At 65.9% G+C, this 22,693-nt stretch carries 15 protein-coding genes; 8 read left to right on the top strand and 7 right to left on the bottom strand.

All coding sequences use genetic code 11. The features are described 5' to 3' along the window. The first annotated feature begins 53 nt into the window (after positions 1-53). From ACXZ1M_RS16460 to ACXZ1M_RS16445, 4 genes are all read left to right on the top strand, one after another. Positions 54-1,142 carry a PQQ-dependent sugar dehydrogenase gene (locus ACXZ1M_RS16460; RefSeq protein ID WP_459048744.1) on the top strand — a complete coding sequence of 363 codons (1,089 nt, stop codon included), beginning with the start codon at positions 54-56 and terminating at the stop codon, positions 1,140-1,142. A gap of 253 nt (positions 1,143-1,395) precedes the next feature. Then, positions 1,396-2,901, top strand: a complete 1,506-nt coding sequence (locus tag ACXZ1M_RS16455; protein ID WP_459048743.1) for a DUF3369 domain-containing protein — start codon at positions 1,396-1,398, stop codon at positions 2,899-2,901. Positions 2,902-2,987: 86 nt separating this feature from the next. Further along, positions 2,988-5,423 (top strand): TonB-dependent receptor plug domain-containing protein, encoded by a 2,436-nt coding sequence (locus ACXZ1M_RS16450; protein WP_459048742.1) that lies wholly within the window; start codon positions 2,988-2,990, stop codon positions 5,421-5,423. Between the two features lie 8 nt (positions 5,424-5,431). Then, the gene (locus tag ACXZ1M_RS16445) at positions 5,432-6,334 is read left to right on the top strand and encodes an SAM hydrolase/SAM-dependent halogenase family protein (RefSeq protein WP_459048741.1); all 903 of its coding nucleotides are present in this window, start codon (positions 5,432-5,434) and stop codon (positions 6,332-6,334) included. 15 nt (positions 6,335-6,349) lie between these two features. On the opposite strand, the gene ACXZ1M_RS16440 is transcribed toward ACXZ1M_RS16445, so the two are convergent. The 4 genes from ACXZ1M_RS16440 to ACXZ1M_RS16425 all read right to left on the bottom strand — a co-directional run bounded on the left by ACXZ1M_RS16440 (position 6,350) and on the right by ACXZ1M_RS16425 (position 10,318). Further along, positions 6,350-6,931: a hypothetical protein gene (locus tag ACXZ1M_RS16440; protein ID WP_459048740.1), complete on the bottom strand. Its 582-nt coding sequence runs from the start codon at positions 6,929-6,931 to the stop codon at positions 6,350-6,352. Positions 6,932-6,994: 63 nt separating this feature from the next. After that, on the bottom strand, positions 6,995-8,938 hold the full coding sequence (locus ACXZ1M_RS16435) for a GAF domain-containing sensor histidine kinase (protein ID WP_459048739.1): 1,944 nt from the start codon (positions 8,936-8,938) through the stop codon (positions 6,995-6,997). A gap of 156 nt (positions 8,939-9,094) precedes the next feature. After that, positions 9,095-9,643, bottom strand: a complete 549-nt coding sequence (locus ACXZ1M_RS16430; RefSeq protein ID WP_459048738.1) for an FxDxF family PEP-CTERM protein — start codon at positions 9,641-9,643, stop codon at positions 9,095-9,097. A gap of 186 nt (positions 9,644-9,829) precedes the next feature. After that, a complete protein-coding gene (locus ACXZ1M_RS16425; RefSeq protein ID WP_459048737.1) occupies positions 9,830-10,318 on the bottom strand; it encodes a hypothetical protein in 489 nt (162 codons plus the stop codon). Between the two features lie 79 nt (positions 10,319-10,397). On the opposite strand from ACXZ1M_RS16425, the gene ACXZ1M_RS16420 reads away from it, so the two are divergent. Continuing rightward, positions 10,398-11,465, top strand: coding sequence for a porin (locus tag ACXZ1M_RS16420; RefSeq protein WP_459048736.1), 1,068 nt, complete (start codon positions 10,398-10,400; stop codon positions 11,463-11,465). A gap of 76 nt (positions 11,466-11,541) precedes the next feature. On the opposite strand, the gene ACXZ1M_RS16415 is transcribed toward ACXZ1M_RS16420, so the two are convergent. Next, positions 11,542-11,784: a hypothetical protein gene (locus ACXZ1M_RS16415; RefSeq protein WP_459048735.1), complete on the bottom strand. Its 243-nt coding sequence runs from the start codon at positions 11,782-11,784 to the stop codon at positions 11,542-11,544. A gap of 229 nt (positions 11,785-12,013) precedes the next feature. On the opposite strand from ACXZ1M_RS16415, the gene ACXZ1M_RS16410 reads away from it, so the two are divergent. After that, on the top strand, positions 12,014-12,406 hold the full coding sequence (locus ACXZ1M_RS16410) for a hypothetical protein (protein WP_459048734.1): 393 nt from the start codon (positions 12,014-12,016) through the stop codon (positions 12,404-12,406). Positions 12,407-12,410: 4 nt separating this feature from the next. Here the strand turns inward: ACXZ1M_RS16410 and ACXZ1M_RS16405 are convergent, their stop codons facing one another. Together ACXZ1M_RS16405 and queC are read right to left on the bottom strand one after the other, a co-directional pair. Next, on the bottom strand, positions 12,411-15,470 hold the full coding sequence (locus tag ACXZ1M_RS16405) for a CHASE domain-containing protein (RefSeq protein ID WP_459048733.1): 3,060 nt from the start codon (positions 15,468-15,470) through the stop codon (positions 12,411-12,413). After that, entirely contained in the window at positions 15,471-16,178 is a 708-nt protein-coding gene (gene queC, locus ACXZ1M_RS16400) for a 7-cyano-7-deazaguanine synthase QueC (protein WP_459048732.1), read from the bottom strand. It lies immediately after the preceding gene. Positions 16,179-16,367: 189 nt separating this feature from the next. Between queC and ACXZ1M_RS16395 the strand changes: the two genes are divergently transcribed. After that, entirely contained in the window at positions 16,368-18,122 is a 1,755-nt protein-coding gene (locus ACXZ1M_RS16395; protein WP_459054028.1) for an autotransporter assembly complex protein TamA, read from the top strand. Then, positions 18,122-22,636, top strand: a complete 4,515-nt coding sequence (locus ACXZ1M_RS16390; protein WP_459048731.1) for a translocation/assembly module TamB domain-containing protein — start codon at positions 18,122-18,124, stop codon at positions 22,634-22,636. Before ACXZ1M_RS16395 ends, ACXZ1M_RS16390 begins: the two co-directional genes overlap by 1 nt. Positions 22,637-22,693: the final 57 nt, after the last annotated feature.

Here is a 22,693-nt window from a genome sequence, read left to right as displayed (position 1 = left end):
CACGCCCTCCGATCAGACCGATAATGTGGCTAGCCTGTTCAAGGAGAGCGATCATGCTGAAAAGCACAGCGTCGGCAGCGGCCGTTTGGGCGTTCATGATGTCGTTGGGTATAGCCGGCTGCGGCGGCAGTTCCGGCAGCGGCGGCTCTGCCGTCGACGTGACGCCGCCGCCGACACCCCCCCCTCCCACGCCCGCCGGCCCGACCGTGCTGGCCTCCGGCCTGCAAATCCCGTGGTCGGTCGCGTTTCACGGCAGTACGCCGCTCATCAGCGAACGCGGCACGGCGCGCATCCAGGCGGTGGACACTAGCGGCACATTGACCACCATCGCCACCATTGCCGGCGTCAACGGTACCGGTGAAGGCGGCCTGCTCGGCATCGCCGTGCGCGACAATTTCCTGTATGCCTACTTCACCGCCGGCGTCGAGAACCGCATCGTGCGCTACCCGCTTACCGGCGCGGGCTCCGCCACGCGGCTGGGCGCCGCGCAGGCGCTGCTCGGCGGCATCCCGTCGGGCAGCAACCACAACGGCGGGCGCATCGCCTTCGGCCCCGACGGCATGCTGTACGCCGCCACCGGCGATGCCGGCACCAGCAGCCGCTCGCAGAATCTGGACTCGCTGGGCGGCAAAATCCTGCGCATGACGGCGGACGGCCGCGTGCCTTCGGACAACCCTTTCCCCGGCTCCTACGTCTACAGCTACGGCCACCGCAATGTGCAGGGCCTGGCCTGGGCCGCAGACGGCAGCATGTACGCGTCCGAATTCGGCCAGAACACCTGGGACGAACTGAACCAGATCAAGGCGGGCGCCAACTACGGCTGGCCGGATGTCGAGGGCAAGGCCGCCAACAGCAAGTACACCGATCCGCTGCAGCAATGGGCCACCGCCGACGCCAGCCCGAGCGGCATCGCCATCAGCGGCGCCAACATCTACATCGCCAACCTGCGCGGCGAGCGGCTGCGCAAAGTGCCGCTGGCGGCCCCCGGCACCGCCACCGAATTCTATGTCCGCGAATACGGCCGCCTGCGCGACGTGGTGGCCGCGCCCGGCGGCCGGCTCTACCTGCTCACCAACAACACCGACGGCCGTGGCACGCCCAAGCCCGGCGACGACCGCCTGCTGAGCGTCCCTCTGCCGTGAGCAAAACAACACTAGCGTTTAAAAATCTTTGTTTAATGATAGCAATATTGCCAAAAACGAAGTATTGTTATCGGCGCGCAGATGGGACGACCTGACCAGCATTGCGCCGTCAAAATTTTGCTTGGCGTACAATAATTTCACCCCAAGTGTTGTGCACAGCAACGGGAATTTTTATTGCCTGTTGTTAATGGCTGTGGGTCGGTCTACAATCGGAAAATTCACTCTGTCGTGTCACTTTGCGGAACTCGTTCATATGTCTTTTTTGTCCTCTGCTGCGCCCAAGTTAGCACCGTGGAAAGTTCTGTTGGTCGACGACGAACCAGACATTCATGACATCACCAAACTGACCCTGAGCCGCTTCCGTCTCGACGGCCGCGCGCTGACCTTTTTGCACGCCTACAGCGGCGCCGAAGCCAAGGAAGTGCTGGCGCGCGAAACCGATATCGCGCTGGTGTTCCTCGACGTGGTGATGGAGAAGGAAGACAGCGGCCTGGAAGTGGCGCGTTGGATGCGCGAAGACCTCGACAACCAGTTCACCCGCATCGTGCTGCGCACCGGCCAGCCCGGCCAGGCGCCGGAAGAACGCGTGATCGTCAACTACGACATCAACGATTACAAGGAAAAGACCGAGCTCGACCGCACCAAGCTGTTCACCACCACCTTCGCCGCGCTGCGCGCCTACCGCGACATCATGAAGGTGGAGGAAGCCCACCGCGCCCAGCTGAACTACCGCGAAGGCCTGGAGCGCGTGATCGCCGCCTCGGCCCACATCTTCCAGCAACGCAACCTGAAAGACTTCGCCAACGGCCTGCTGCAGCAAGTGGTGGCGCTGCTGCGCCTGGAACACAGCATGCTGCTGCGCCTGCGCGGCGCCACCGCCATCAGCGGCGAACACGAGTATGAAATCCTGGCCCAGATCGGCGACGAGCAAGGCAGCCTGCTGACCCCGGACGTGATCGCCCAGCTGGACGCCGCCAAGAGCAACAAGATCTCGCGCGTGGAAGGCGACACCTACATCGGCTACTTCCCCAACAACAGCGGCAAGGCTTCGCTGCTGGTGCTCAAGGGCGTGGCGGAAATCTCGGAGATCGACACCAAGCTGCTGGAAGTGTTCTGCTCGGGCGTGGCCATCGCCTTCGACAACATCCTCTTGAACCAGGAAATCACCGACACCCAGGCCGAACTGATCCTGCGCCTTGGCGACGTGGTGGAGTCGCGCTCGAACGAGGCCGGCAACCACGTGCGCCGCATGTCGGAAGTGTGCCACCTGCTGGCGAAGGCCTCGGGCATGCCGGAAGACGAAGTGGCCGTGCTGCGCCACGCCGCGCCGATGCACGACATCGGCAAGATCGCCACGCCGGACGCCGTGCTGCTGAAACCGGGCAAGCTCGACGCGGCCGAGTGGGAAATCATGAAGCAGCACCCGACGGTCGGCCTGTCCATCCTCGACGGTTCGCAGCGCCCGATCTTGAAGGCGGCCGCCGTGATCGCCCACCAGCACCACGAGAAATTCGACGGCAGCGGCTATCCGCAGGGCTTGAAAGGTGAGCAGATCCACCTGTACGCGCGCATCGTCGCCGTGGCCGACGTGTTCGACGCGCTGATGCACAAGCGCTGCTACAAGGAAGCCTGGCCGATCGCCAAGGTCATCGAACACCTGCGCGAAGTCGCCGGCCACCATCTGGACCCGGTGTATGTGGACCTGCTGATCAAGAACATCGACCAGGCCATGGCCATCAACGAACGCCTGCCGGACTAACTGCATAAGCATATTAGCAATTGTTCGTAGGAACTACATTTCCTAGCTCGTAAGATCGTAGTCTGTCTTCAGACCAGGATCTTACGATGCACAAACATGTACTCCCACCACTGATGCTGCTGGCCGCCTTGCCGGCCGCGCTGCACACCGTTCACGCGCAGGAAAGCGCCGCCATCGACGAAGTCACCATCGTCGGCTCGCGCGCCCGCAACCGCACCGTGTTCGACAGCGCCGTGCCGATCGACCGCTTTGGCGCGCGCGAGGTGGAGAACGCCCTCTCCAGCGGCGAAGTCGGCGCCGCCCTGCAGGCGTTGGCGCCGTCCATCAACTTCCCACGCATCGAATCGAGCGGCGCGGCCGACTCCGTGCGCGGCGTGCAGCTGCGCGGCCTGGCGCCGGATCAGGTGCTGGTGCTGATCAACGGCAAGCGCCGTCACGCCAGCGCCGTGCTGGACACCGAGAGCAGCTTTGCCGGCACCGTGCCGGTGGACGTCAACGCGATTCCGCCGGGCGCCATCGACCACATCGAGATCCTGCGCGACGGCGCCGGCGCGCAATACGGCAGCGATGCCGTGGCCGGCGTCATCAACATCGTTCTCAAGCAGCAGCGCACGGGCGGCTCGGCCTCGGTCAGCTACGGCGCCAACCACACCGACTTCGAGCCGACCAGGGAAAAGAAAACCGACGGCCAGACCAAGATCGTCAATGCCGACTACGGCATTCCGCTGGGCGACGCCGGCTTCTTCCGCTTCGGCGCCGAGAGCCGCAGCCGCAATCCGACCCAGCGCGCCGGCTTCAGCGACGCCGGCTGGACTTCGTGGAATGCCACGCCGGCCGACCTGGCGCTGGACGGCAAGGTGGTCTTCAAATCCGGCGACTCGCAGTCGCACAACAACTACCTGTTCTACAACGCCCTGCTGCCGCTGACCGAAGGCGTGGACGCCTACTCCTTCGCCACCGCCAACCAGCGCCAGTCGGACGGTAGCGCCTATTTCCGCTATCCGGGCGATCCGTCCAACGTGGCGGCGCTGTACCCGAACGGCTACCGCCCGGTGACGCACGGCGAAGCCAGCGACCTCAGCGTGGTGGCCGGCCTGCGCGTGAGCAGCGGCGCCTGGAACTGGGATCTCAGCGCCCGTCACGGCAGCAACATCTTCCACTACGACCTGAGCAACTCGGCCAACGCTTCGCTGGGCGCGCAAAGCCCGACCAGCTTCCACCTCGCCACCTTCGACTATCGCCAGAACGCGGTCAACGCCGACGTCACGCGCGAATTCGACTTCGGCGTGCCGATCAACCTGGCGCTGGGCGCCGAGTACATCCGCGAGACTTACACCAGCTCGCCGGGCGACGCCGCCTCCTACGCCGCCGGCGCCGTCTCCGATGCGCCGCCCGGCGCGCAAGCCGGCCCCGGCCTGCGCCCGCAGGACGCGTTCGACGGCAGCCGCAACATCGGCTCGGTCTACGCCGACATCGAAAGCGACATCACCAAGCAGCTGCTGGTGGGCGCGGCCGCGCGCTACTCGGACTACAGCGATTTCGGCAGCGCCAGCACCGGCAAGCTGTCGGCGCGCTACAAGTTCACCGAGCAATTCCTGCTGCGCGGCTCGCTGTCGAACAGCTTCCGTGCACCGGCGCTGGTGCAGACCGGCTTCCGCTTCTCCACGCTCAACTTCAACAGCGACGGCAGCGCCTTGCAGACCGCCTCGCTGCTGCCGGCCAGCGATCCGCTGGCGCGCGCCTTCGGCGCCCAGGCCTTGAAACCCGAGAAGTCGACCAACCTGTCGCTGGGCCTGGCGTGGAAACCGGCGCGCAACACCAGCTTCACGCTGGACGGTTACCGCATCAAGATCAAGGACCGCATCACCCGCACCAGCGATCTGCAAAGCGACGCCGCCACCGCCTACCTGGCCGGCATCGGCCGCAGCGACATCCAGTCCGTGGCCTACCTGGCCAACCTGCTGGACACCACCACCACCGGCCTGGACGCCGTGCTGAACCACGACCTGGCGCTCGCCGGCGGCAAGCTCAACCTGAGCGCCGCGCTCAACCTGAACAAGACCCGCATCGACCTGGTCCACCAAAGCTCGGCGGCGCTGGCCAAAATCGATCCCGAGCTCACCGTGCTGACCGACACCAGCCTGTTCCGCATCCGCAATGCCTCGCCCAGGAACAAGCTGGTGTTGAGCGCCGATTGGCAAGCCGCGCAATGGAGCCTGCTGGCGCGCGCCACCCGCTTCGGTCCGCTGAAAGATTTTTCCTACGATGAAGACGCCGAAATCATCGACGGCGTGCATGCGCAGCGCTTCGGCGCCGTCTGGACGCTGGACCTGGAGGCGCAATACAAGCTGACCAAGCAGCTGACGCTGGCCGTGGGCGCGGACAACCTGCTCGACCGCTATCCGCAGCGCGTGCGCGAAACCAACAACGCCACGTATGGCGGCGCCCTGCCCTACAACTTTATCAATCCGATCGGCGTCAACGGCGCATACTTCTACGGCCGCCTGCGCTACACCTTCTAAAGGACACCATGAAAAATTTGATTACCGCCCTCGCCCTCGGCGCCGCGCTGGCCGCCCCGGCCTTTGCCCAGCATGCGCTGGTGTTGCAGACCGACTTCGGCACCTCCGACGGCGCCGTCTCCGCGATGCGCGGCGTGGCCTATGGCGTCGACGCCAAGCTGACCGTGGCCGACCTGACCCACAACATTCCCGACTACGACATCTGGGTCGGCGGCTACCGCCTGTTCCAGACCGCAAACTACTGGCCGGAAGGCACGGTGTTTGTCTCGGTGATCGATCCGGGCGTGGGCACCACGCGCAAGTCGGTGGTGCTGAAAACCAAGGGCGGCCGCTACTTCGTCGGTCCGGACAACGGCCAGTTCACCCTGATCGCCGAGCGCGACGGCGTGGCCGAGCTGCGCGAGATCGACGAGTCGGTCAATCGCCTGGCCGGCTCCGGCGAGTCCTACACCTTCCACGGCCGCGACGTGTACGCCTACGTCGGCGCGCGCCTGGCTTCGGGCGCCATCGGCTACGAGCAGGTCGGTCCGGTGCTGCCGGTCGATTCCGTGGTCAAGATCCCGTATCAAAAGGCGGTACGCAGCGGCGACACCATACGCGGCATCATCCCGGTGCTGGACGTCAAGTACGGCAACGTCTGGACCAATGTGCCAAAGGCACTGTTTGAAGAATTGAAGATCGGCCTGCACGACAAGGTGCAAGTGCGCATCCTGCACAAGGGCAAAGAGGTCAACAAGGTGGTGGCGCCGTTCGAGCACACTTTTGGCGGCGTGGCGAAAGGCAAGCCGCTGGTTTACCTGAACAGCCTGCTCGACGTGGCGCTGGCCACCAGCCAGGGCAACTACGCCGCCAAGTACAAGATCGACTCGGGCGTGGATTGGGAAGTGGAAATCAGTAAAGCCAGGAAGTGATCTGGCGTTGACGACCTAGCGTGAATTTTCCTGCTGTTTCACCAGCCGCTCAGTCGTTGAACGCAGCGACTTGAGCGCCTGGGTCACATATTCCAACAGCTTCTCGTCTTCCGCGCGCTGCGCATCGAAGGGCGCGGCGGGCGGCGAGTAGGAGCCGGAGGCTTCGGCCTCGACCGAGGCCTGCTGCTCGGCGTAGGCGCTGCGGCCTTCCGAATAGGCATCGGAGGTTTCCGCCTCGGCCGAAGGGACGCCGGCGTCCGACGCCACGGCGCTCACGTCCGGCAGGCCGCTGTCGGACGCGGTCTTCAACACGCCGGCCGCCTGTTTCAGCTGGGCGGCCAGCGTTTTCAATTGCTGCAACACCGCCTTGGCGTCCTTGCCGCCAAACAACAGCAACATGCGGCGCAGCGCTTCAATCTGCTTCTTGATCTCGATCACGCGGTCGCGCGCCTGGGCCTTCTGGTCCTGATCGGCGCGCATGGACAGTCCATCGACTGTCGCAGCGTTCTTCTTGGCAATATCGAGCTGTTTTTGCAGCAGGTCTTGATAGGCGTCGCTATTAAAGCCGGCGCTGGAGGATGATGGTATGGCAAACATAGGAAAGTCCCACGAGAGGCTGGTCTATCTATACAGGCGACGTGACCAGCACTTTCGTTAAACTTACTTGCGCTTGATCTTGGGGAAGCGCAACTTGTAATGCAAGCCCATGCCCGGCGCGCTCACCACTTTGACCGTGCCGCCCAGCGCGCCGGTCACCAGGTTGAACAGGATGTGGGCGCCCAGCCCGCTGCCGCCCGAACCACGCTTGGTGGTGAAGAAGGGGTCGAACAGCTGCCCCAGCGTGCTGCTGTCCATGCCGGCGCCATCGTCGCTGTAGTCGAAGTCGACGAAGTCGCCGTCCACCTTGCCGCTGATGGTGATCTTGCCCGACTGCCCGTCCTCGAAGCCGTGCACCAGAGAGTTGACCACCATATTGGTGACGATCTGCGAAATCGCGCCGGGGAAGCTGGCCATGTTGATGTGGTCTTCGCAGTTGATCTCGATCTGGATCGGCTTGCCCTTGAGCTTGGGCTGCAGCGACAGCAGCACCTCGTCCAGGTACTTGCGCAGGTTGAAGCTGCGGATATCGTCAGAAGACTGGTCCACCGCCACCTGCTTGAAGCTGCGCACCAGGGCCGCCGCGCGTTGGGTGTTGGTGGTCATGATCTTCAGCGACTGGTCGATGATGTCGAAGAACTGGTTCAGGCCGTCCTCGTCGAGCACGCCGTTGGCCATGTCTTCGCGCGTCAGCTTGAGTTCTTCCACCAGGTGGCTGGTGGCGGTCACGCAGATGCCCAACGGCGTGTTGATCTCGTGCGCCACGCCGGCCACCAGGCGGCCCAGCGAGGCCAGCTTCTCCTGCCGCACCAGTTCGCCCTGCGCGTCCTTGAGCGAGGTCAGCGCGCTTTCCAGCGCGGCGTTCTGCTCTTCCAGCTGCTCCTTGGACATGCGGATCTGGCGGTCGGCCTGCATGCGCGCGATGGCCACCGCCACGTGGCTGGCCATGAAGGCCAGGATGTCGAGGTCGGCCTGGGTGTATTGCACCGTGTCGTCGTAGCTTTGCACGATGATCACGCCGTAGGCCTGGTCGCCCAGCAGCATGGGCGCGCCCATCCAGCTGGCGATGCCGACGTGGCCCAGCGGGTGCTCCATCTCGCCGCTGTCGACCAGCGCGCGGAAGCCGTCGCGGTCGAGCAGCATGGCCTGCTTGCGCTGCAGCACATAGGACGACATGCCGACGCCGTAGTCGAAGCGCTTGACGGGCGCGTGCTCGTCCTTCTCGTCGACAAAATACGGGATGCTGATTTCCTGGGTGTCCGGGTGGTACAGCGCCATCAGGAAGTTCTTGGCGGGCACCAGCTCGCTGATGATCTGGTGCAGGCGCATGTTCAGGCGGCTGCCGCCGGTGGCCGTGGCCGACAGGTTGGCCAGCTCGTACAGGCCGCGCTGGATGTTCTCGGCGCGGCGGCGCTCGGCCACCTCGTGCTGCAGCTGGGCCGTGCGTTCCAGCACCGCGCGTTCCAGCCGGTCCATGCTCTGCAGGCCTTGCAGCGCGCTCGACACGTGATTGGCGATCAGCGCGAACAGCGCCTGGTCTTCATCGCTGAAGGTGTGTTCCTTGTCGTAGCTCTGGATCACCACGGCGCCCACCGCCTGGTGGCTCTGGTCCAGCAGCGGGCAACCCATCCAGTGCTCGGCCACGGTGCCGATACCGAAGCCGGCGTTGTCCTCGCGCTTGGAGTGGTGCTCGGCCGCCGTCATGACGATGGTTTCGCGGCTCAGGATCACGGCCGCCGTCGGCGACTCACCGGCCACCAGCTCGAACAATTCATCGCGGTCCGGCGCCTCGTCGACCTCGTCGACGTAGTACACGAAACGCACCATATTGGCCGGCCGCTCGTGATCGCTGAGCGCGACGAAGAAGTTGGCGGCATACATGATGCGGCCAAGTGCCGAATGCACGGCCTGCAGGAATTCGCTGATATCGGTACAGCTGCTGGATTTACGCCCGATTTCGAGCAGCACGGTTTGAACGGCTTCCAGCCGGGTGAGGCGACTTTCCATCAGATTTCCTATGTTGTGACCGGGATTGCGGCCATGAGGTACATGCGCATAGGAAATACTAGCAGGTACTGCCCCTCCAGGGCCAGCGCCTTGATGATGTTGTGCCGGGCCGCGCAACGCGCCGCCCGGCTGTGCGCTTGCGCGCGGAACGTCTACTTATGCAACGTCCGAGGATTTACGCTGTCGTCGCACGGCCAGCGCGCCGACCAGACCCAGGCCTCCCAGCAGCATGCCGTAGGTGGCTGGCTCGGGCACTGCGCTCACGGTGGCGCTACCGGTGTAGGTGCCGGCGGCTTTGGACAGCACGGTGCCGCTCACCAGCAGGAAGTAGCTGCCTGCGGCCAGCGGGGCCGAGCTCAGTTCCCACTGGTCGGTTTTGCCGGTCGACAACTGCGTGCCTTTCAGCACCAGGCCATCGGCATTGAACAGGCTCAGACCCAGGATATCCAGGCCGTTCTTTTCATTGCCCGACGACGAGAAGGTGTCGGCGAAGATGGAGCCGGCGGTCGTCAGCGTGAAGTTGTAACGCTCGGCGAAGGTGTTGGCAGCGTTGTTGCCGGTGAAATGCTGGCCGAAAATGTCGGCGCCGGCGGTCAGGTCCAGCGCGGTGTCCACGTGGCTGATGTCGGCCGCCATGGCGCCCTGCGCCATGAATGCTGCGCTGGCTACGGCGATGGCGCTGGCAATGCGTTTTGCTGATTTCATAGGTAATCCTCCTTGGGCTAACAAAAAAAAACGGCGTACGAAATACACCGCTCAGGAGGTCCAAAATGTATCAGCCGAGCTCGCTCAAACCGGGCGCGCACGATAGAGTGTTACATCCCCTTACACGTTTATTTAACGAAATCTTAATTCTTCAAAGGCACACAAGCTTGCATAACTGAAGTGACTTTAGGGTTTTTTATAACTGTTTTCTATCCACGCCGAGGCCGAGGTGGCGCTCAGTTTGAAGGTCGGCGCCACGCGCACGCGGGCCAGTTCTTCGCCGTACTGGTCGAAGGCGCTCAGGGTGGCGTAGGGGTCGTCCTCGTCGGGCGTGATGTCGAGGCATACCTTGACCGGGCCGTCGTCGGTGCCGACCGTCACGTTCTTGTGCAGTTGGGCGTGCAGCTGCTGTTCGTGGCGACGGAGCACTTCGTTGGCGGTCTTGACCAGGGTGTTGAAGGCGTTGACGTCCAGCGGCTTGGGATTTTTCTTGTCGCGGCCCATGGTCCACGGCCCCACCAGCGCCGGCTCTGGTTCACCGTCCTTGATCATGGCCACGGCCCAGCCGTCGTCGTCGTCGTTCTTGATCACGCGGGCGGTCCAGCCGTTGCCTTGCCACAGGCGGTCTTCCTGTACCAGGGCGTTCTCATCCGCATCGGGGTAATCGTTACTCATACTTATGGTCGTTTCGAAATGAAAGTGGGGGTGGAATAATAAGCCCCTCGCAGCGTAACAACAATAGGAACCCGGCACCATGCGCAAGATTTTCCCCCTCCTGCTCGCCGCCGCCTGCGGCGGCGCCCACGCCCAGAGCGAGGTGCAGATTTACGGCCGCCTCAACGTCGCGCTGGAAAGCCTGCAAAACGACGGCGCGCGCGTCACGCGACTGAGCAACAACCGCTCGGTGCTGGGCTTTCGCGGCACCGAGGACGTCGGCGGCGGCGTCCGCATCCTGTTCCAGATCGAAGGCACGTTGTCGCCGGACACCGGCGCCGGCAGCCCGGCCGCGCGCGACACCCGGATCGGCATCCAGGGCGCGGCCGGCACGCTGTTCGCCGGCAACTGGGTCACGCCCTACAACGGCGCCACCGCCGGCCTCGATCCCTATTACCCGACCACCGCCGGCTACATGAGCATCATGGGCAACGGCGCGGCGGCCAGCGTCAGCAACACCAGCGACACCGCCTCCTTCGACCGCCGCCAGCAGAACAGCGTGCACTACTGGAGCCCGGCCTGGAACGGCCTGCAGCTGCGCCTGGCCCACGGCCTGAGCGAAGAGCGTCCGGCCAGCGGCGCCAAGCCTTCCCTGAGCTCGGGCGCGCTGGTCTACGAACAGGGACCGTGGTACGCCAGCGCCGCCTACGAACGCCATCGCGCCTACCAGGGACCGGGCCTGGACGACAGCGCCGCCCGGCTGGGCGCGGCCTACCGCTTCGGCGCCACCCGCGTGGCGCTGGTGGCCGAGCGCTTGCGCTATGAAACGGCGACCGGCACGCTGACGCGCAACGACGCCTTCGTCGCCGTCACTCACCAGGTCGGCCGCCATGCCTTCAAGGCCAGCGCCGGCCACGCCGGCGACGGTGGCGGCAGCGCGCCGGACGGCGCCACCATCGGCTTCGTCCGCAAGGGCGCGGACACCGGTGCCAGCCACTACACGGCAGGCTACGACTACACCCTGTCGCCGCGCAGCGCCGTGTACGCCTACTACAGCCACCTGTCGAACCAGCGCAACGGCGTGGTGGACTTCGCCATTAACAGCCTGGGCGCCCGCCCGGGGGCCACCCTGAAGGGCCTGGCGGCCGGGCTGCGCCACAACTTCTAGGGCCGTCCCGAGGCGGAAAGACCAGCGCAAAAGCCCGCAACGCATGCGGGCTTTTTTGTATTCGGATGTTGCGACCTCAGCAGGTCATGCAGGGGCGCCGCTCGATGATCGGCGGTTTCAGCGGCGTGACGCGCGGATCGATGGCCGGCTCCGGCATCTCGTAGCTGAACGGCGTGATGATAATCGGCGGTATCGTGGGAGGCGCCGAAGGGGGGCCTTTCGGGCCGCCGCCGGACAGGCGCAGGGCGCTACGCTGGCGCCGCGTGTAGTTGCATACCGAAGGGATCGATTGCCCTTCGCTCATTGCTAGCCAAGCCATGTTAATGCCCTCCAGAAGGAAGTGAGATTATCAGTTTAGATCAGCATATCTTTAAATCAAGGTCGAATACGGCTGTTCGTCGTGGCCCTGATGCGTTCCATCCTGCAAATCCGCCGGTCTGTCGCAATCCGATGGCTGGCGCGGGGCGTCGCCGGTACAGTTCAACCATGCCAAACGGCATTAACAAGTAACGACAACATCGCTGACACACACTACACGAGGTAACGCCATGAACACCAAAGCCAAAAAACTGATCTTCGCCGCCGTGATCTTCCTGATGGTGGTTGCTGTCTGCCAATCGACGTTTGGCGACGGCATGTCCGTCAACTTCGACGGCGATGAAATCGACGGCCCGCTGGGGGCGTTGCTGGCGGTGGTGTTCGGCGGCGCCGGCATGCTGCTGGCCGGCGTGGTGCTGACCTGCGTGGCGATCTTCCTGTGCATCCTGTTCGCCAGCCTCGGCATCCTGGCCGTGTTCGGCGTCGGCCTGGCGGCCGTGGTGGCGATGGCGGCGGTGTCGCCCCTGTTGCTGCCGCTGCTGATCCCGTTCGGTCTCTACTGGTTCCTGGTCAGCCGCCCACGCAAGCAACGCCTGCAAGCGACCATGCAACAGCCAGTGTAAAGTTTCAACCGGAAGCGGCCGGGACTTGAAGCCCCGGCCGATCCGCCTCGACATCCATCAGTTCCACCCGGTTGCGCCCGCCACGCTTGGCGCAATACAAAGCCTGATCGGCGCGGATCAGGGCCGGGTCGCCAGCGGGCGTCTTGCCGCCCATCGCCGCGATGCCGATGCTGACCGTAATCGCCAGCGTCCGGCCATCATCGAGCACCATCGGCGTCTGCTCCACCTTCAGCCGCAAGCGCTCGGCAAACACCGCCGCCGCATCCAGGTCGGTCCCCGGCAACAACACCGCGAATTCCTCGCCGCCGATGCGGCCCAGCATGTCGATCTTGCGCTGGCCTTCGCGCATCAGCTCAGCCAGCTGGCGCAGCACGGCATCGCCGGCCGCGTGGCCGTGCTCGTCGTTGATGCGCTTGAAATGGTCGATGTCAAGCAACAGCACCGCCGCGCCGGCGCCGATATCGCGCTGCAGACGCCCCTGCTCTTCGTGCAGCCGGCGCATGAATTCGCGCCGGTTCGGCAGGCCGGTGAGGAAGTCGGTGGTGGCCAGCACGCGCAGCTCGTCGTCCATGCGGCGCCGTTCGGTGATGTCAAGCGTCGAGACGATCACGAAGTCGAGGCTGTGGGTGTGGCCCGGCATCACCAGCAGGGTCAGTTCGTTGAGGCGGGCCACGCCGTCGAGCCGCTCGAAACTGCCTTCGCAGGCGAAGAAGTGGCGGCCCTGCGCCAGCGCCGTCACGGCCTGGGCGAAGTTCGGCATGGCGGCGGCGTCGAAGTTCTGCGCCAGCGTCAGCTCGGCCAGATCCTTGCGGCCCGGCGGCGCCGCCACCTGCTCCAGCGCGGCGGCGTTGACGTCCAGGATGCGCACCAGCGACGCCAGCCGCCGCAGCTGGCTCGGATTGGCCTGCAGGTAGGCCTCCAGGTCGTCGATGCCGGAACTTTCGAACTCCGCCAGCGCATTGCGCACCGCCGACCAGTCCTGCTCCCACAGCGCCACCGGCGCGTGGTCGTACAGGCTGCGGAAGCGCGCTTCGCCGGCGCGCAGCGCCACCGCCGCCTGCGCCTGCTCGATGGCGATGCCGGCCACCCGCGCGCCCTGTTCGATCAGGGCGATGTTGGCCATGCTGGGCAGGCGCGCGTCGCGGTGGTAGATGGCGAAGGTGCCGAGCACCGCGCCGCTGGTGCTGATGATGGGATCGGACCAGCACGACCCCAGCCCGGCCTGCAGGGCCTGGTCGCGGTATTCGGCCCACGACGGCGCGCTGCGGATATCCTCCACGATCACGCGGCTGCGCGTGAGGATGGCCTGGCCGCAGGCGCCAAGCCCGCTGTGGATCGACTTGCCGTGCAAGGCGGCGTTGAAGAAGGCCGGCAGGCTGGGCGCCGCCCCCACCAGCAGATGCTCGCCGCTTTCATCGAGCAGCAGGATGCTGCACAACATGTCCTCGTTGGCCGCTTCGACACCCAGCACCACGCTCTCCAGGATGGTCTGCAGCGGCGCGCCGGTGGCCAGCAGCTCCAGCACGTGGCGGCGGGCCTGCTCGCGCTGTTCGATGCTGGTGCGCTCGGTGATGTCGCGGAAGGACCAGAGCCGCGCCGGTTCGCTGCCCATCTGCAGCGCGCGCGTGTGCTTCTCGATCACGCGGCCGTCCTTCAGGAGCAACACCTCGTGCTCCTCCGCCAGCGCCGCGCCGCGCTGCACGCCGGGCAGCACCAGCTGCGCCGGTTCGTCCAGCCGCAGGCCACATTCGGGATGGCGCAGCTGCGCGCACATGTGGGCCATCAGCACGGCGCCGTCGCCCTGCCAATCCAGCTGCTCGGGCACGTTCCACAACTCGCGGAAACGGCGGTTGGAGTTGAGCACCGTGCCTTTCAGGTCGTCGACCAGGATGCCGTCGACGGTGGAGTCCAGGATGCTGCGCAACATCGCCTGGCTGCGCTGCGCGCTGTCGGCCAACACCATCAGCGCGTGCTGGCCTTCCTTCAGTTCCTCGGCCAGCGCGTGGCTGCGCTGCTGGCCTTGCCGCGCTTGCCGGCGGCCGCGCGCCAGCAGCCAGGTCAGCCCGGCCAGCAGCACGCTGATCGCCCCGCCGAAGCCGGCGATCTGCTGCGCCTTGTCGCTGCGCACGGACGGCGCCGGCAGCATGGAAATGCGCAGCGTCCAGCGGTGGCTGGCGATGCTGATCTGCTGGCGCGTGGAGCGCAGGCCGTCGCCGGCCTTTGCCTGCGGCGCGCTGTCGTACATCAGCGCCTCCGGCGCCACAGCATCGCCGTCGTAGATCTCCACGTCCAGCGCGGCCGCGCGCGGCCCGCCCAGTCCCGCCATCAGGTCGCCGACGCGGAACGGCGCATACACCCAGCCGTTGATGGCGGCGCGGCGCTGCGCCAGCGTGGCGATCGGCTGCGGATGGTTATACACCGGCAGCACGATCAGGAAACCGGCCTGCTCCGGCGTGCCGGCGATTTCCTGTACCAGCTTGATGCTCGCGCTCATGGCCGGCAGGCCGGAGTCACGCGCCTGCTCCAGCGCGGCGCGGCGGCGCGCCTCCGAAGCGGGATCGAAGCCGAACGCCAGGCGGTTGTTGTCGGTGAACGGTTCGAGGTAGATGATGGGCGAGTACCAGTCGCGCTGGCCCGGCGGGAACACGCGGTAGTCGGGATGGCCGCCGCGCCGCACGATGGCCTGGTGCACCTCGATCTGCTGCGCGCCCACCAGTTGCATGTAGCCGACGCCGTGCACGCCGGGGAAATGGCGGTTCAGGTCCTGGCCGGCGAGGTAGGTCTGGAATTCCTCGCGGTCCACCTGCTGGGAGCTGGCGAACAGGCCCTGCACGCCGTACAGCACCTGCACATAGGTTTGCATGCGCTGATCGAGATTGTTGACCAGTTCGCGCACGCGGCCGTCGAAGTCGGCCTGCGCATCCTGCTCGGCGTCGGCGGCGGCGCCGCGCCACAACACCGCCGTCACACCCAGGCAGCCGCTGAGCACCAGTGCCGGCAGGACGCCCGGTGCGAGCAAGTCCTGCAGCAGGCGGCGCAGCCGTGCCTGGATGTCGGAGGGCATCTACACCTCGGCGCCGACGAACTGGTGGTAGCCCCGGGCGCGCAAGGCGCACGCCGGACAGGTGCCGCAGCCGTAGCCCCAATCGTGCAGCGCGCCGCGCTCACCCAGGTAGCAGGTGTGGGTGCCGTCGCGGATCAGGTCCACCAGGCGCTGGCCGCCCAGTTCCATGGCCAGTTCCCAGGTTTGTTTTTTATCGCGCCACATCAGCGGCGTTTCCAGCTTGAGGCGCGTGTCCATGCCGAGGTTGAGCGCCACCTGCAGCGCCTTCATGGTGTCGTCGCGGCAGTCCGGATAGCCGGAGAAATCGGTCTCGCACATGCCGCCGACCAGCACCGTCAGGCCGCGCCGATACGCCACCGTGGCGGCCACCGTCATGAACAGCAGGTTGCGGCCGGGGACGAAGGTGTTGGGCAGGCCGTTGGCCTGGGTTTCGATGGCGATGTCGTGGGTCATGGCGGTGTGCGAAATGGCCGAGATCAGCGACAGGTCGATCATGTGGTCTTCGCCCAGCTTGGCGTTCCACTCGGCGGACTGGCCGCGCAGGCTCTCCAGCAGCGCCGGGCGCACCGTCAGTTCGACGGCGTGGCGCTGGCCGTAATCGAAGCCGATGGTTTCGACGCGGGCATAATGTTTCAGCGCCCAGGCGAGACAAGTGGTGGAGTCCTGGCCTCCGCTAAACAGGACCAGGGCGGTATCGGTAGGCAGCATAGTTCTTTCCAGATGAAGCAATATTATTAGTACGCCATCTTTCTGGGCAATCCGGTAACATGCTCATTAGCGTACACCTTATGGAGTCTCATGTTACCGGCATCACCAGCAAAAAAACGGGCAGGATCACGAATTTTGGCACAAGTTGTGGCAAAAGGGTCGGCCTGCCTCGGCGCGGCCGTGCTGGCGATGGCGGCGCAGGCGGCCGATGGCTTCAACTACGAGGTCCGCATCGACGCGCCCGGCGACGTGCGCGAACTGCTGGAGAAAAACCTGGACGTGGTGCGCTTTCGCGGCAACGACCGCATCGACCGCGAACAGCTGCAACGGCTGGTGCGGGTGGCGCCGGAGCAGATCCGCACGCTGGTGGCGACCGACGGCTACTATTCGCCGGTGGTGAGCGCGCAGCTGGACCGCGAAACCGGCACGCCGCTGGTCAACATCAAGGTCACGCCGGGTGAACCGGTGCGGGTGGGCGAAGTCGATCTGCAGCTGCAGGGCTTTGCCGCCCATCCCGACCAACCACCCGACAAGCAGTTCGACGTGAATGCGCTGAAGGCCGCGTGGCCGCTGAAAAAAGGCGCGGTGTTCCGCCAGGACGCATGGGAAAGCGCCAAGCGCGGCATCCTGCGCTCGGTGGTGCAGACCCGCTATCCGCGCGCGCAGCTGGTGGAAAGCCAGGCCACGGTGGACCCGGAATCGCACATTGCCCTGCTGCGGGTGGTGATCGACAGCGGCCCGGAGATGCGCTTCGGCGAACTACGCATCGAGGGCCTGCAACGCTACCCGGCATCGGTGGTGCGCAATCTCAATGAGATCGATCCCGGCGACTACTACAGCGAGGCGGCGCTGCAATCGTATCAATCGCGCCTGCAGGACACCGGCTACTTCGCCAGCGTGGACGTGAGCGCCGACATGAGCGCCATCCTCAACGAGCAGCTCGACGCCGCCAGCATGACGCCGGAGCAGAACGCGGCCACCGCCATGGCGCCCTTGCCGCTGCTGGTGCGCGTGGTGGAGAACAAGCGCAAGAACGTCAGCGCCGGTGTCGGTTATTCGACCAATACCGGCAACCGCACTTCGGTGACCTATGACGACTTGTCGGTGTTCGGCCTGCGCCTGAAAAGCGCGCTGACGCTGGAGACCAAGAAGCAAACCGCCACCGGCAGCTTCTATTTCCCGGTGACGCCGGAAGGCTACAACGACAGCATCGGCGCGTCGTTCGAGCGCAGCGACATTTCCGGCGAAGTCACCAGCGTCTCCAGCGTGGCCGCCAAGCGCGCATGGGGCACGCCGCTCCAGGAGCGCAACATCACGCTGGAGCTGCTGAGCGAGACCAAGACGGTGGGCGGCATCCCGTCCAGCCAGAGCAAAAGTTTGCCGCTGACCTACGGCGTCACCTGGCGCAAGCTCGATAACCTGCTGTTCCCGACCAAGGGCTATGCGCTGAACGCGCAGCTGGGCGGCGCGCTGCTGCCGATCCTGACCGACGAAGCCTTCGTGCGCGGCTATCTGCGCGGCGTGGCCTATCTGCCGTTGGGCGTGAGTTCCAACGCGATCTTCCGTGGCGAGGCTGGCGCGCTGGCATCGCGCGAGAAGAACGGCGTGCCGGCCGTGTACCTGTTCCGCGCCGGCGGCGACCAGTCGGTGCGCGGCTATGCGTATCAGGAGTTGGGCGTGCCGGTCGATGGCGCGATCACCGGCGGCCGCTACCTGGCCACGGCCAGCGCCGAATACCAGTATTGGTTCAAGCCGCAGTATGGCGCGGCGGTTTTCTATGACGCGGGCAATGCCGGCGACAGTTTCAGCGCCCTGCATCCGAAATCGGGTTACGGCATCGGCGCACGCTGGAAGAGTCCTGTGGGGCCGATCAACGTCGATGCGGCGTATGGGCACGCGGTCCGCAAATATCGTTTGCACTTCTCGCTGGGATTCACTTTCTGATGGCTGACCAAGACCAAACTCCACAATCTGATACGCCGCCGGCGCGCCGACGCTGGCCGCGCCGCGTGGCGATCGGCGTGGCCGCCGTGGCGTTGCTGCTGCTCGGCGCGTTCTGGCTATTGGGCCGCGAGTCTACGTTGCAGCAGTTGGTGCAGCGCGTGGCCGCCGCCAGCGGCGGACAGATTACCGTCAGCGGCGTGAGCGGATCGCTATACCACCGCATGCACATCGATAAGCTGGTCTATCGCAGCAAGGATAGTGTGGTGACGGCGGAGCAGATCGACATCAACTGGTCGCCGCTGCAGTATTTTTCCGAAGGGCTGACCATCAGCGAGCTGCATGCGCGCAGCCTGCTGGTGCAGAGTACCGGGCCGTCGGAGCCGGCGAAGATGCCGGAGTCGCTGGCCTCGCCGATTAAGCTCAGCATCGCCGACGGACGGCTGGACAAACTGACGCTGACCGGAGCCGACGCCGGCGGCAAAGTAAGCAGCACGGTGATCGACCGCCTGCGCTTCCAGCTGGACGGCGACCGCAGCGCGTGGCAGCTGCGCCAAGCCTCGGCACACACCGCGTTTGGCGACGTCACGGCGGAAGGCACCATCGCAGGCGCCAAACCGTTTGCGCTGCAAGCCAAGGCGTCGCTGGTCTACGGCGCGGCGGGCCCGAGTCAGGCGCGGCTGGCCCTGCAAGCAGGCGGCGACCTGGCGCTGCTTAAACTGAAGTCGCAAGGCGCAGCCAATGGCGCCAGCGGCGAAGCCACGCTGGCGCTGGCGCCGTTCGACGCCATCATCCTGCGCGCCATCGACCTGACCGGCCGCGATCTCGATCCCGCCAGCTACAACGCCGCCTGGCCGCAAGCGAAGCTCAGTCTGAAGCTGTCGGCAAACATCACCAAAGACCAACAACTCTCCGGCCAATTCGCCCTGCTCAACCAGGGCAAGGCCGCGCCGCTCGACCAGAACGGCCTGCCGCTGCAAACCTTCAGCGGCCGCCTGGACGGCACCCTTACCGCCGCCCTACTGGACAACGTCCTGCTCGACTTCGGCCCCGCCGGCAAATTCACCGGTAGCGGCAAGGTGCAGCGCAGCGGCCCGGACGCCGGCATCGACGCCGCCAACTTCAAGCTGCATACCGACCGCTTCGACCTGAAGAACATCCACACCAGCATCAACAAAACCGCCGTCGCAGGCGACATCGCCGTCACCAGCACGCCGAAGCAGCAAGCCCTGAACGCCACCCTGGCCGAGAAAGGCCTGCGCCTCGACCTGCAAGCCACACTGGCCGACGCCCTGCTGCAACTGCACCAGGCACGCCTGCTAGCGAAGAAAGGCAGCATCACCGCCACCGGCCAGGCCAGCCTGAAAGACAAGCAGCCCTTCAGCGCCAAGCTCACCCTCGACCACTTCGATCCCTCCGCACTGGGCACCCGTTACCCGATCGCGGACCTGAACGCGGACATCAACGCCAACGGCGCGCTGTCGCCGGCATGGCAAGTGGCGGCCGGCTTCCAGATCAAGGCCAGCAAGTTGATGGGCCAAACGCTGACCGGCAACGGCAAGCTGAATGCCGACGCCCGCCATATCAGCGGCGTCGACGCCCACCTGGCCATGGCGCAAAACACCGCCGACATCAGCGGCAATTTCGGCGCACCGGGCGAGCAGTTGCGCTGGAAGGTCGATGCGAAACAGCTGTCCGCCGTCAGCAGCGATTTGCTGGGCGCGATCGCCGCCAGCGGCGTGGTCACCGGCAGCATGGAAGCGCCGCGCAGCAGCTTCGACGCGGACGCGCGCGGCCTGGCCCTGGCCTCGGCCAAGCGGCCTGGCGATAGCCTGATCCACGCGGCCGGCGAAGTGGCGGTCATCAAGGGCACGCCGGAGTTGAAATTGAACGGCACCATACAGCGACTGAATCCAGCGAGCTTCGGCGCGGCGCAGGCAGGCGCCATCAACGCCAGTTTCAGCGGCGACGCCCACCTGGCCGCCGACTGGCGCGCGGCCGTGAACCTGACCTTGCAGCCATCGACTTTCGCCAACGCGCCGCTGTCCGGCTATGCCAAACTGACGGCGGCCAAGGGCAGCATCAGCAATGCCGATGTCGATCTGCGGCTGGCGACCAACAGCCTGCAGGCCAAGGGCAGCTTCGGCAGCGCGCTCGACAAGCTGGAATGGAAACTCGACGCGCCGCAGCTTGGCGCGCTCGGGCCGCAGTTCGGCGGCACGCTGCGCGCCAGCGGCACGCTGTCCGGCACCAGCGCGCGACCAGCCGTCGCAATCGCGCTCGACGGCAGCAAGATCCGCACGCCAGGCCAACAGGAAATCGGCGCCATCAAAGGCAGCGCCACGCTGGGCAACACCATCGCCATGGCGAGCGGCACCCCGGCAGGCGCGGCGCAAGGCGGCGCCGGACGCGGAACGGCGCGCGGCAGCGCTGGGCGCGGAACGCCGGCGGGCGGCGCGGCATCCGACGTAATGGCCGACGTGCCGCTGGTGAGCGACATCGAGATCACGCGCTACGTATCGCCCGCCATCTCGCTCGACAAGGCGCGCCTGCAAACCAGCGGCACGCGCTCGGCGCACATCATCCAGCTCAACGCCAGCAATCCCGACTTCGACGCCGCCCTGCGCGTCAAAGGCGGCTGGGCCAACGACACCTGGACCGGCGCCATCGACACCCTGCAAAACAAAGGCCGCTTCGCCCTCACCCTCACCGCCCCGGCGCCGCTGAAACTGGTGGCCCCCGACGACACCGGCGTCGCCGGCCTGCTCAAGCCTGAACAGATCGCGCTGGGCGCCACCACCATCCAGCTGCCGTCGGGCTCCGTGCGCATAGACTACCTGGAAAAAGCCGGCGCCACCTGGCGCAGCAAAGGCCAAGCCGCCGGCGTGCCGGCCAACTACCTGGCCCAACTCTCCGAAGCCTGGCGCGACAACGTCCGCAGCAACATGACCATCGGCGCCGAATGGGGCCTGAACCTGCAAGCGGCTACCCGCACGCTGGCCGGCATGGTCCACGTCTACCGCGAACAGGGCGACCTCACCATCATCGGCGCCGACCTGCCGCAGGCGCTCGGCCTGCGCACGCTCGACGCCCGCGCCGACGTCACCGACGGCACGCTGCGCGTACAACTCAACATCGACGGCACGCGCGCCGGCCAGGCCAAACTTGACGGCAGCGCGCAACTGATCGACGGCCGCCTGGCCGATGACAGCACCTTCAACTTCACCGGCAGCGCCAACATGGGTTCCCTGGCCTGGCTGGCGCCGCTGGCCGGCCAACCGGGCCTGGAGATCGACGGCACGCTGAAGATGGCCGTCGGCGGCACCGGCACCATAAGCGCACCGCAGCTGAACGGCGACATCACCGGCGACAAACTAAGCGTCAACTGGCTGGACCAGGGCATCAAGCTGCGCAACGGCCAGCTGCAAGCCCACCTGACCGGCGACCAGCTGCAACTGCAAAAACTGGCCTTCGACGGCGCCCAAGGCCGCGCCCAGGCCGACGGCTGGATACGTTACGCCGCCAACGAGGCGACCATGCAGCTCAAGCTCAGCGCCGACAAGCTGGAGATGCTGTCGCGCCCCGACCGCATCCTGGTCATCAGCGGCACCAGCAGCCTGACGCGCGACGCCAAGCACTTCCAGCTGGACGGCAAATTCCGCGCCGACCGCGCCAACATCGAACTGGCCGGCGCCGACACGCCGACCTTGAGCGACGACGTGGTCATCGTCGGCAAGGGCAAGGCGCCGGTCAAGACGGCGCAAGGCATGCCGCTGAATATCGACGTCGAAGCGGACCTGGGCGACAACTTCAAGCTCAAAGGCAAAGGGCTCGATGCGGAACTGGCGGGCACGCTGCGCATCCGCGTCGCCGACCGCCGGCCGCCGCGCGTCAACGGCAGCATCCGCGTGGTCAGCGGCACCTATGCGGCCTATGGCCAGAAGCTGGCGATCGAACGCGGCGTCATCAACTTCACCGGCGCTTACGACAATCCCGGCCTGAACATCCTGGCCGTGCGCCGCCGTCCCGAAGGCGAGGCGCTCAGCGAAACCAATGTGGAAGCTGGCGTGGAAGTACGCGGCACGGCGCTGGCGCCGCAGGCCAAGCTGGTGTCGACGCCGGCCGTCTCCGACAGCGACAAGCTGGCCTGGCTGGTGCTGGGCCACGGCATCGAGAACACGGCCGGCAACGACATGGCCTTGCTCGGCACCGCCGCCGGCGCGCTGTTCGGCGGCGCCGGCCAGGGCAAGCTGGCCAACGCGCTGGGCGTGGATGAATTGGGCGTGGGACAGGCGGCCGGCACCTCGACCGCCGGCGCGGCCACCGGCTTGCAGAACACCGTGGTCACGGTGGGCAAGCGCATCTCGTCGCGCGCCTACCTGAGTTTCGAGCAGGGCGCCGGCACCGCCACCAGCCTGGTCAAGCTCAAATACAAGCTCAATCCGCGCATCACCCTGCAATTCCAGACCGGCACCAACAACGCGCTCGACATCCTCTACAACTGGGCGTTCGACTAACTCGGATTATGGTCCGGCACCGGATCGTCCTGCGCCGGATGCGGCACGTTCGGCGGT

It is taken from the genome of Duganella paludis, assembly GCF_054461335.1.
This window is presented reverse-complemented; position numbering and strand designations above follow the sequence as displayed.

What these genes read in the sequence shown, in the direction of transcription:
- ACXZ1M_RS16430 (WP_459048738.1), bottom strand. Translation starts at nt 9,643, where the DNA reads ATGAAATCAGCAAAACGCATTGCCAGCGCCATCGCCGTAGCCAGCGCA.
- ACXZ1M_RS16455 (WP_459048743.1), top strand. Translation starts at nt 1,396, where the DNA reads ATGTCTTTTTTGTCCTCTGCTGCGCCCAAGTTAGCACCGTGGAAAGTT.
- ACXZ1M_RS16425 (WP_459048737.1), bottom strand. Translation starts at nt 10,318, where the DNA reads ATGAGTAACGATTACCCCGATGCGGATGAGAACGCCCTGGTACAGGAA.
- ACXZ1M_RS16445 (WP_459048741.1), top strand. Translation starts at nt 5,432, where the DNA reads ATGAAAAATTTGATTACCGCCCTCGCCCTCGGCGCCGCGCTGGCCGCC.
- ACXZ1M_RS16435 (WP_459048739.1), bottom strand. Translation starts at nt 8,938, where the DNA reads ATGGAAAGTCGCCTCACCCGGCTGGAAGCCGTTCAAACCGTGCTGCTC.
- queC (WP_459048732.1), bottom strand. Translation starts at nt 16,178, where the DNA reads ATGCTGCCTACCGATACCGCCCTGGTCCTGTTTAGCGGAGGCCAGGAC.
- ACXZ1M_RS16460 (WP_459048744.1), top strand. Translation starts at nt 54, where the DNA reads ATGCTGAAAAGCACAGCGTCGGCAGCGGCCGTTTGGGCGTTCATGATG.
- ACXZ1M_RS16410 (WP_459048734.1), top strand. Translation starts at nt 12,014, where the DNA reads ATGAACACCAAAGCCAAAAAACTGATCTTCGCCGCCGTGATCTTCCTG.
- ACXZ1M_RS16395 (WP_459054028.1), top strand. Translation starts at nt 16,368, where the DNA reads ATGGCGGCGCAGGCGGCCGATGGCTTCAACTACGAGGTCCGCATCGAC.
- ACXZ1M_RS16450 (WP_459048742.1), top strand. Translation starts at nt 2,988, where the DNA reads ATGCACAAACATGTACTCCCACCACTGATGCTGCTGGCCGCCTTGCCG.
- ACXZ1M_RS16420 (WP_459048736.1), top strand. Translation starts at nt 10,398, where the DNA reads ATGCGCAAGATTTTCCCCCTCCTGCTCGCCGCCGCCTGCGGCGGCGCC.
- ACXZ1M_RS16440 (WP_459048740.1), bottom strand. Translation starts at nt 6,931, where the DNA reads ATGTTTGCCATACCATCATCCTCCAGCGCCGGCTTTAATAGCGACGCC.
- ACXZ1M_RS16405 (WP_459048733.1), bottom strand. Translation starts at nt 15,470, where the DNA reads ATGCCCTCCGACATCCAGGCACGGCTGCGCCGCCTGCTGCAGGACTTG.
- ACXZ1M_RS16415 (WP_459048735.1), bottom strand. Translation starts at nt 11,784, where the DNA reads ATGGCTTGGCTAGCAATGAGCGAAGGGCAATCGATCCCTTCGGTATGC.
- ACXZ1M_RS16390 (WP_459048731.1), top strand. Translation starts at nt 18,122, where the DNA reads ATGGCTGACCAAGACCAAACTCCACAATCTGATACGCCGCCGGCGCGC.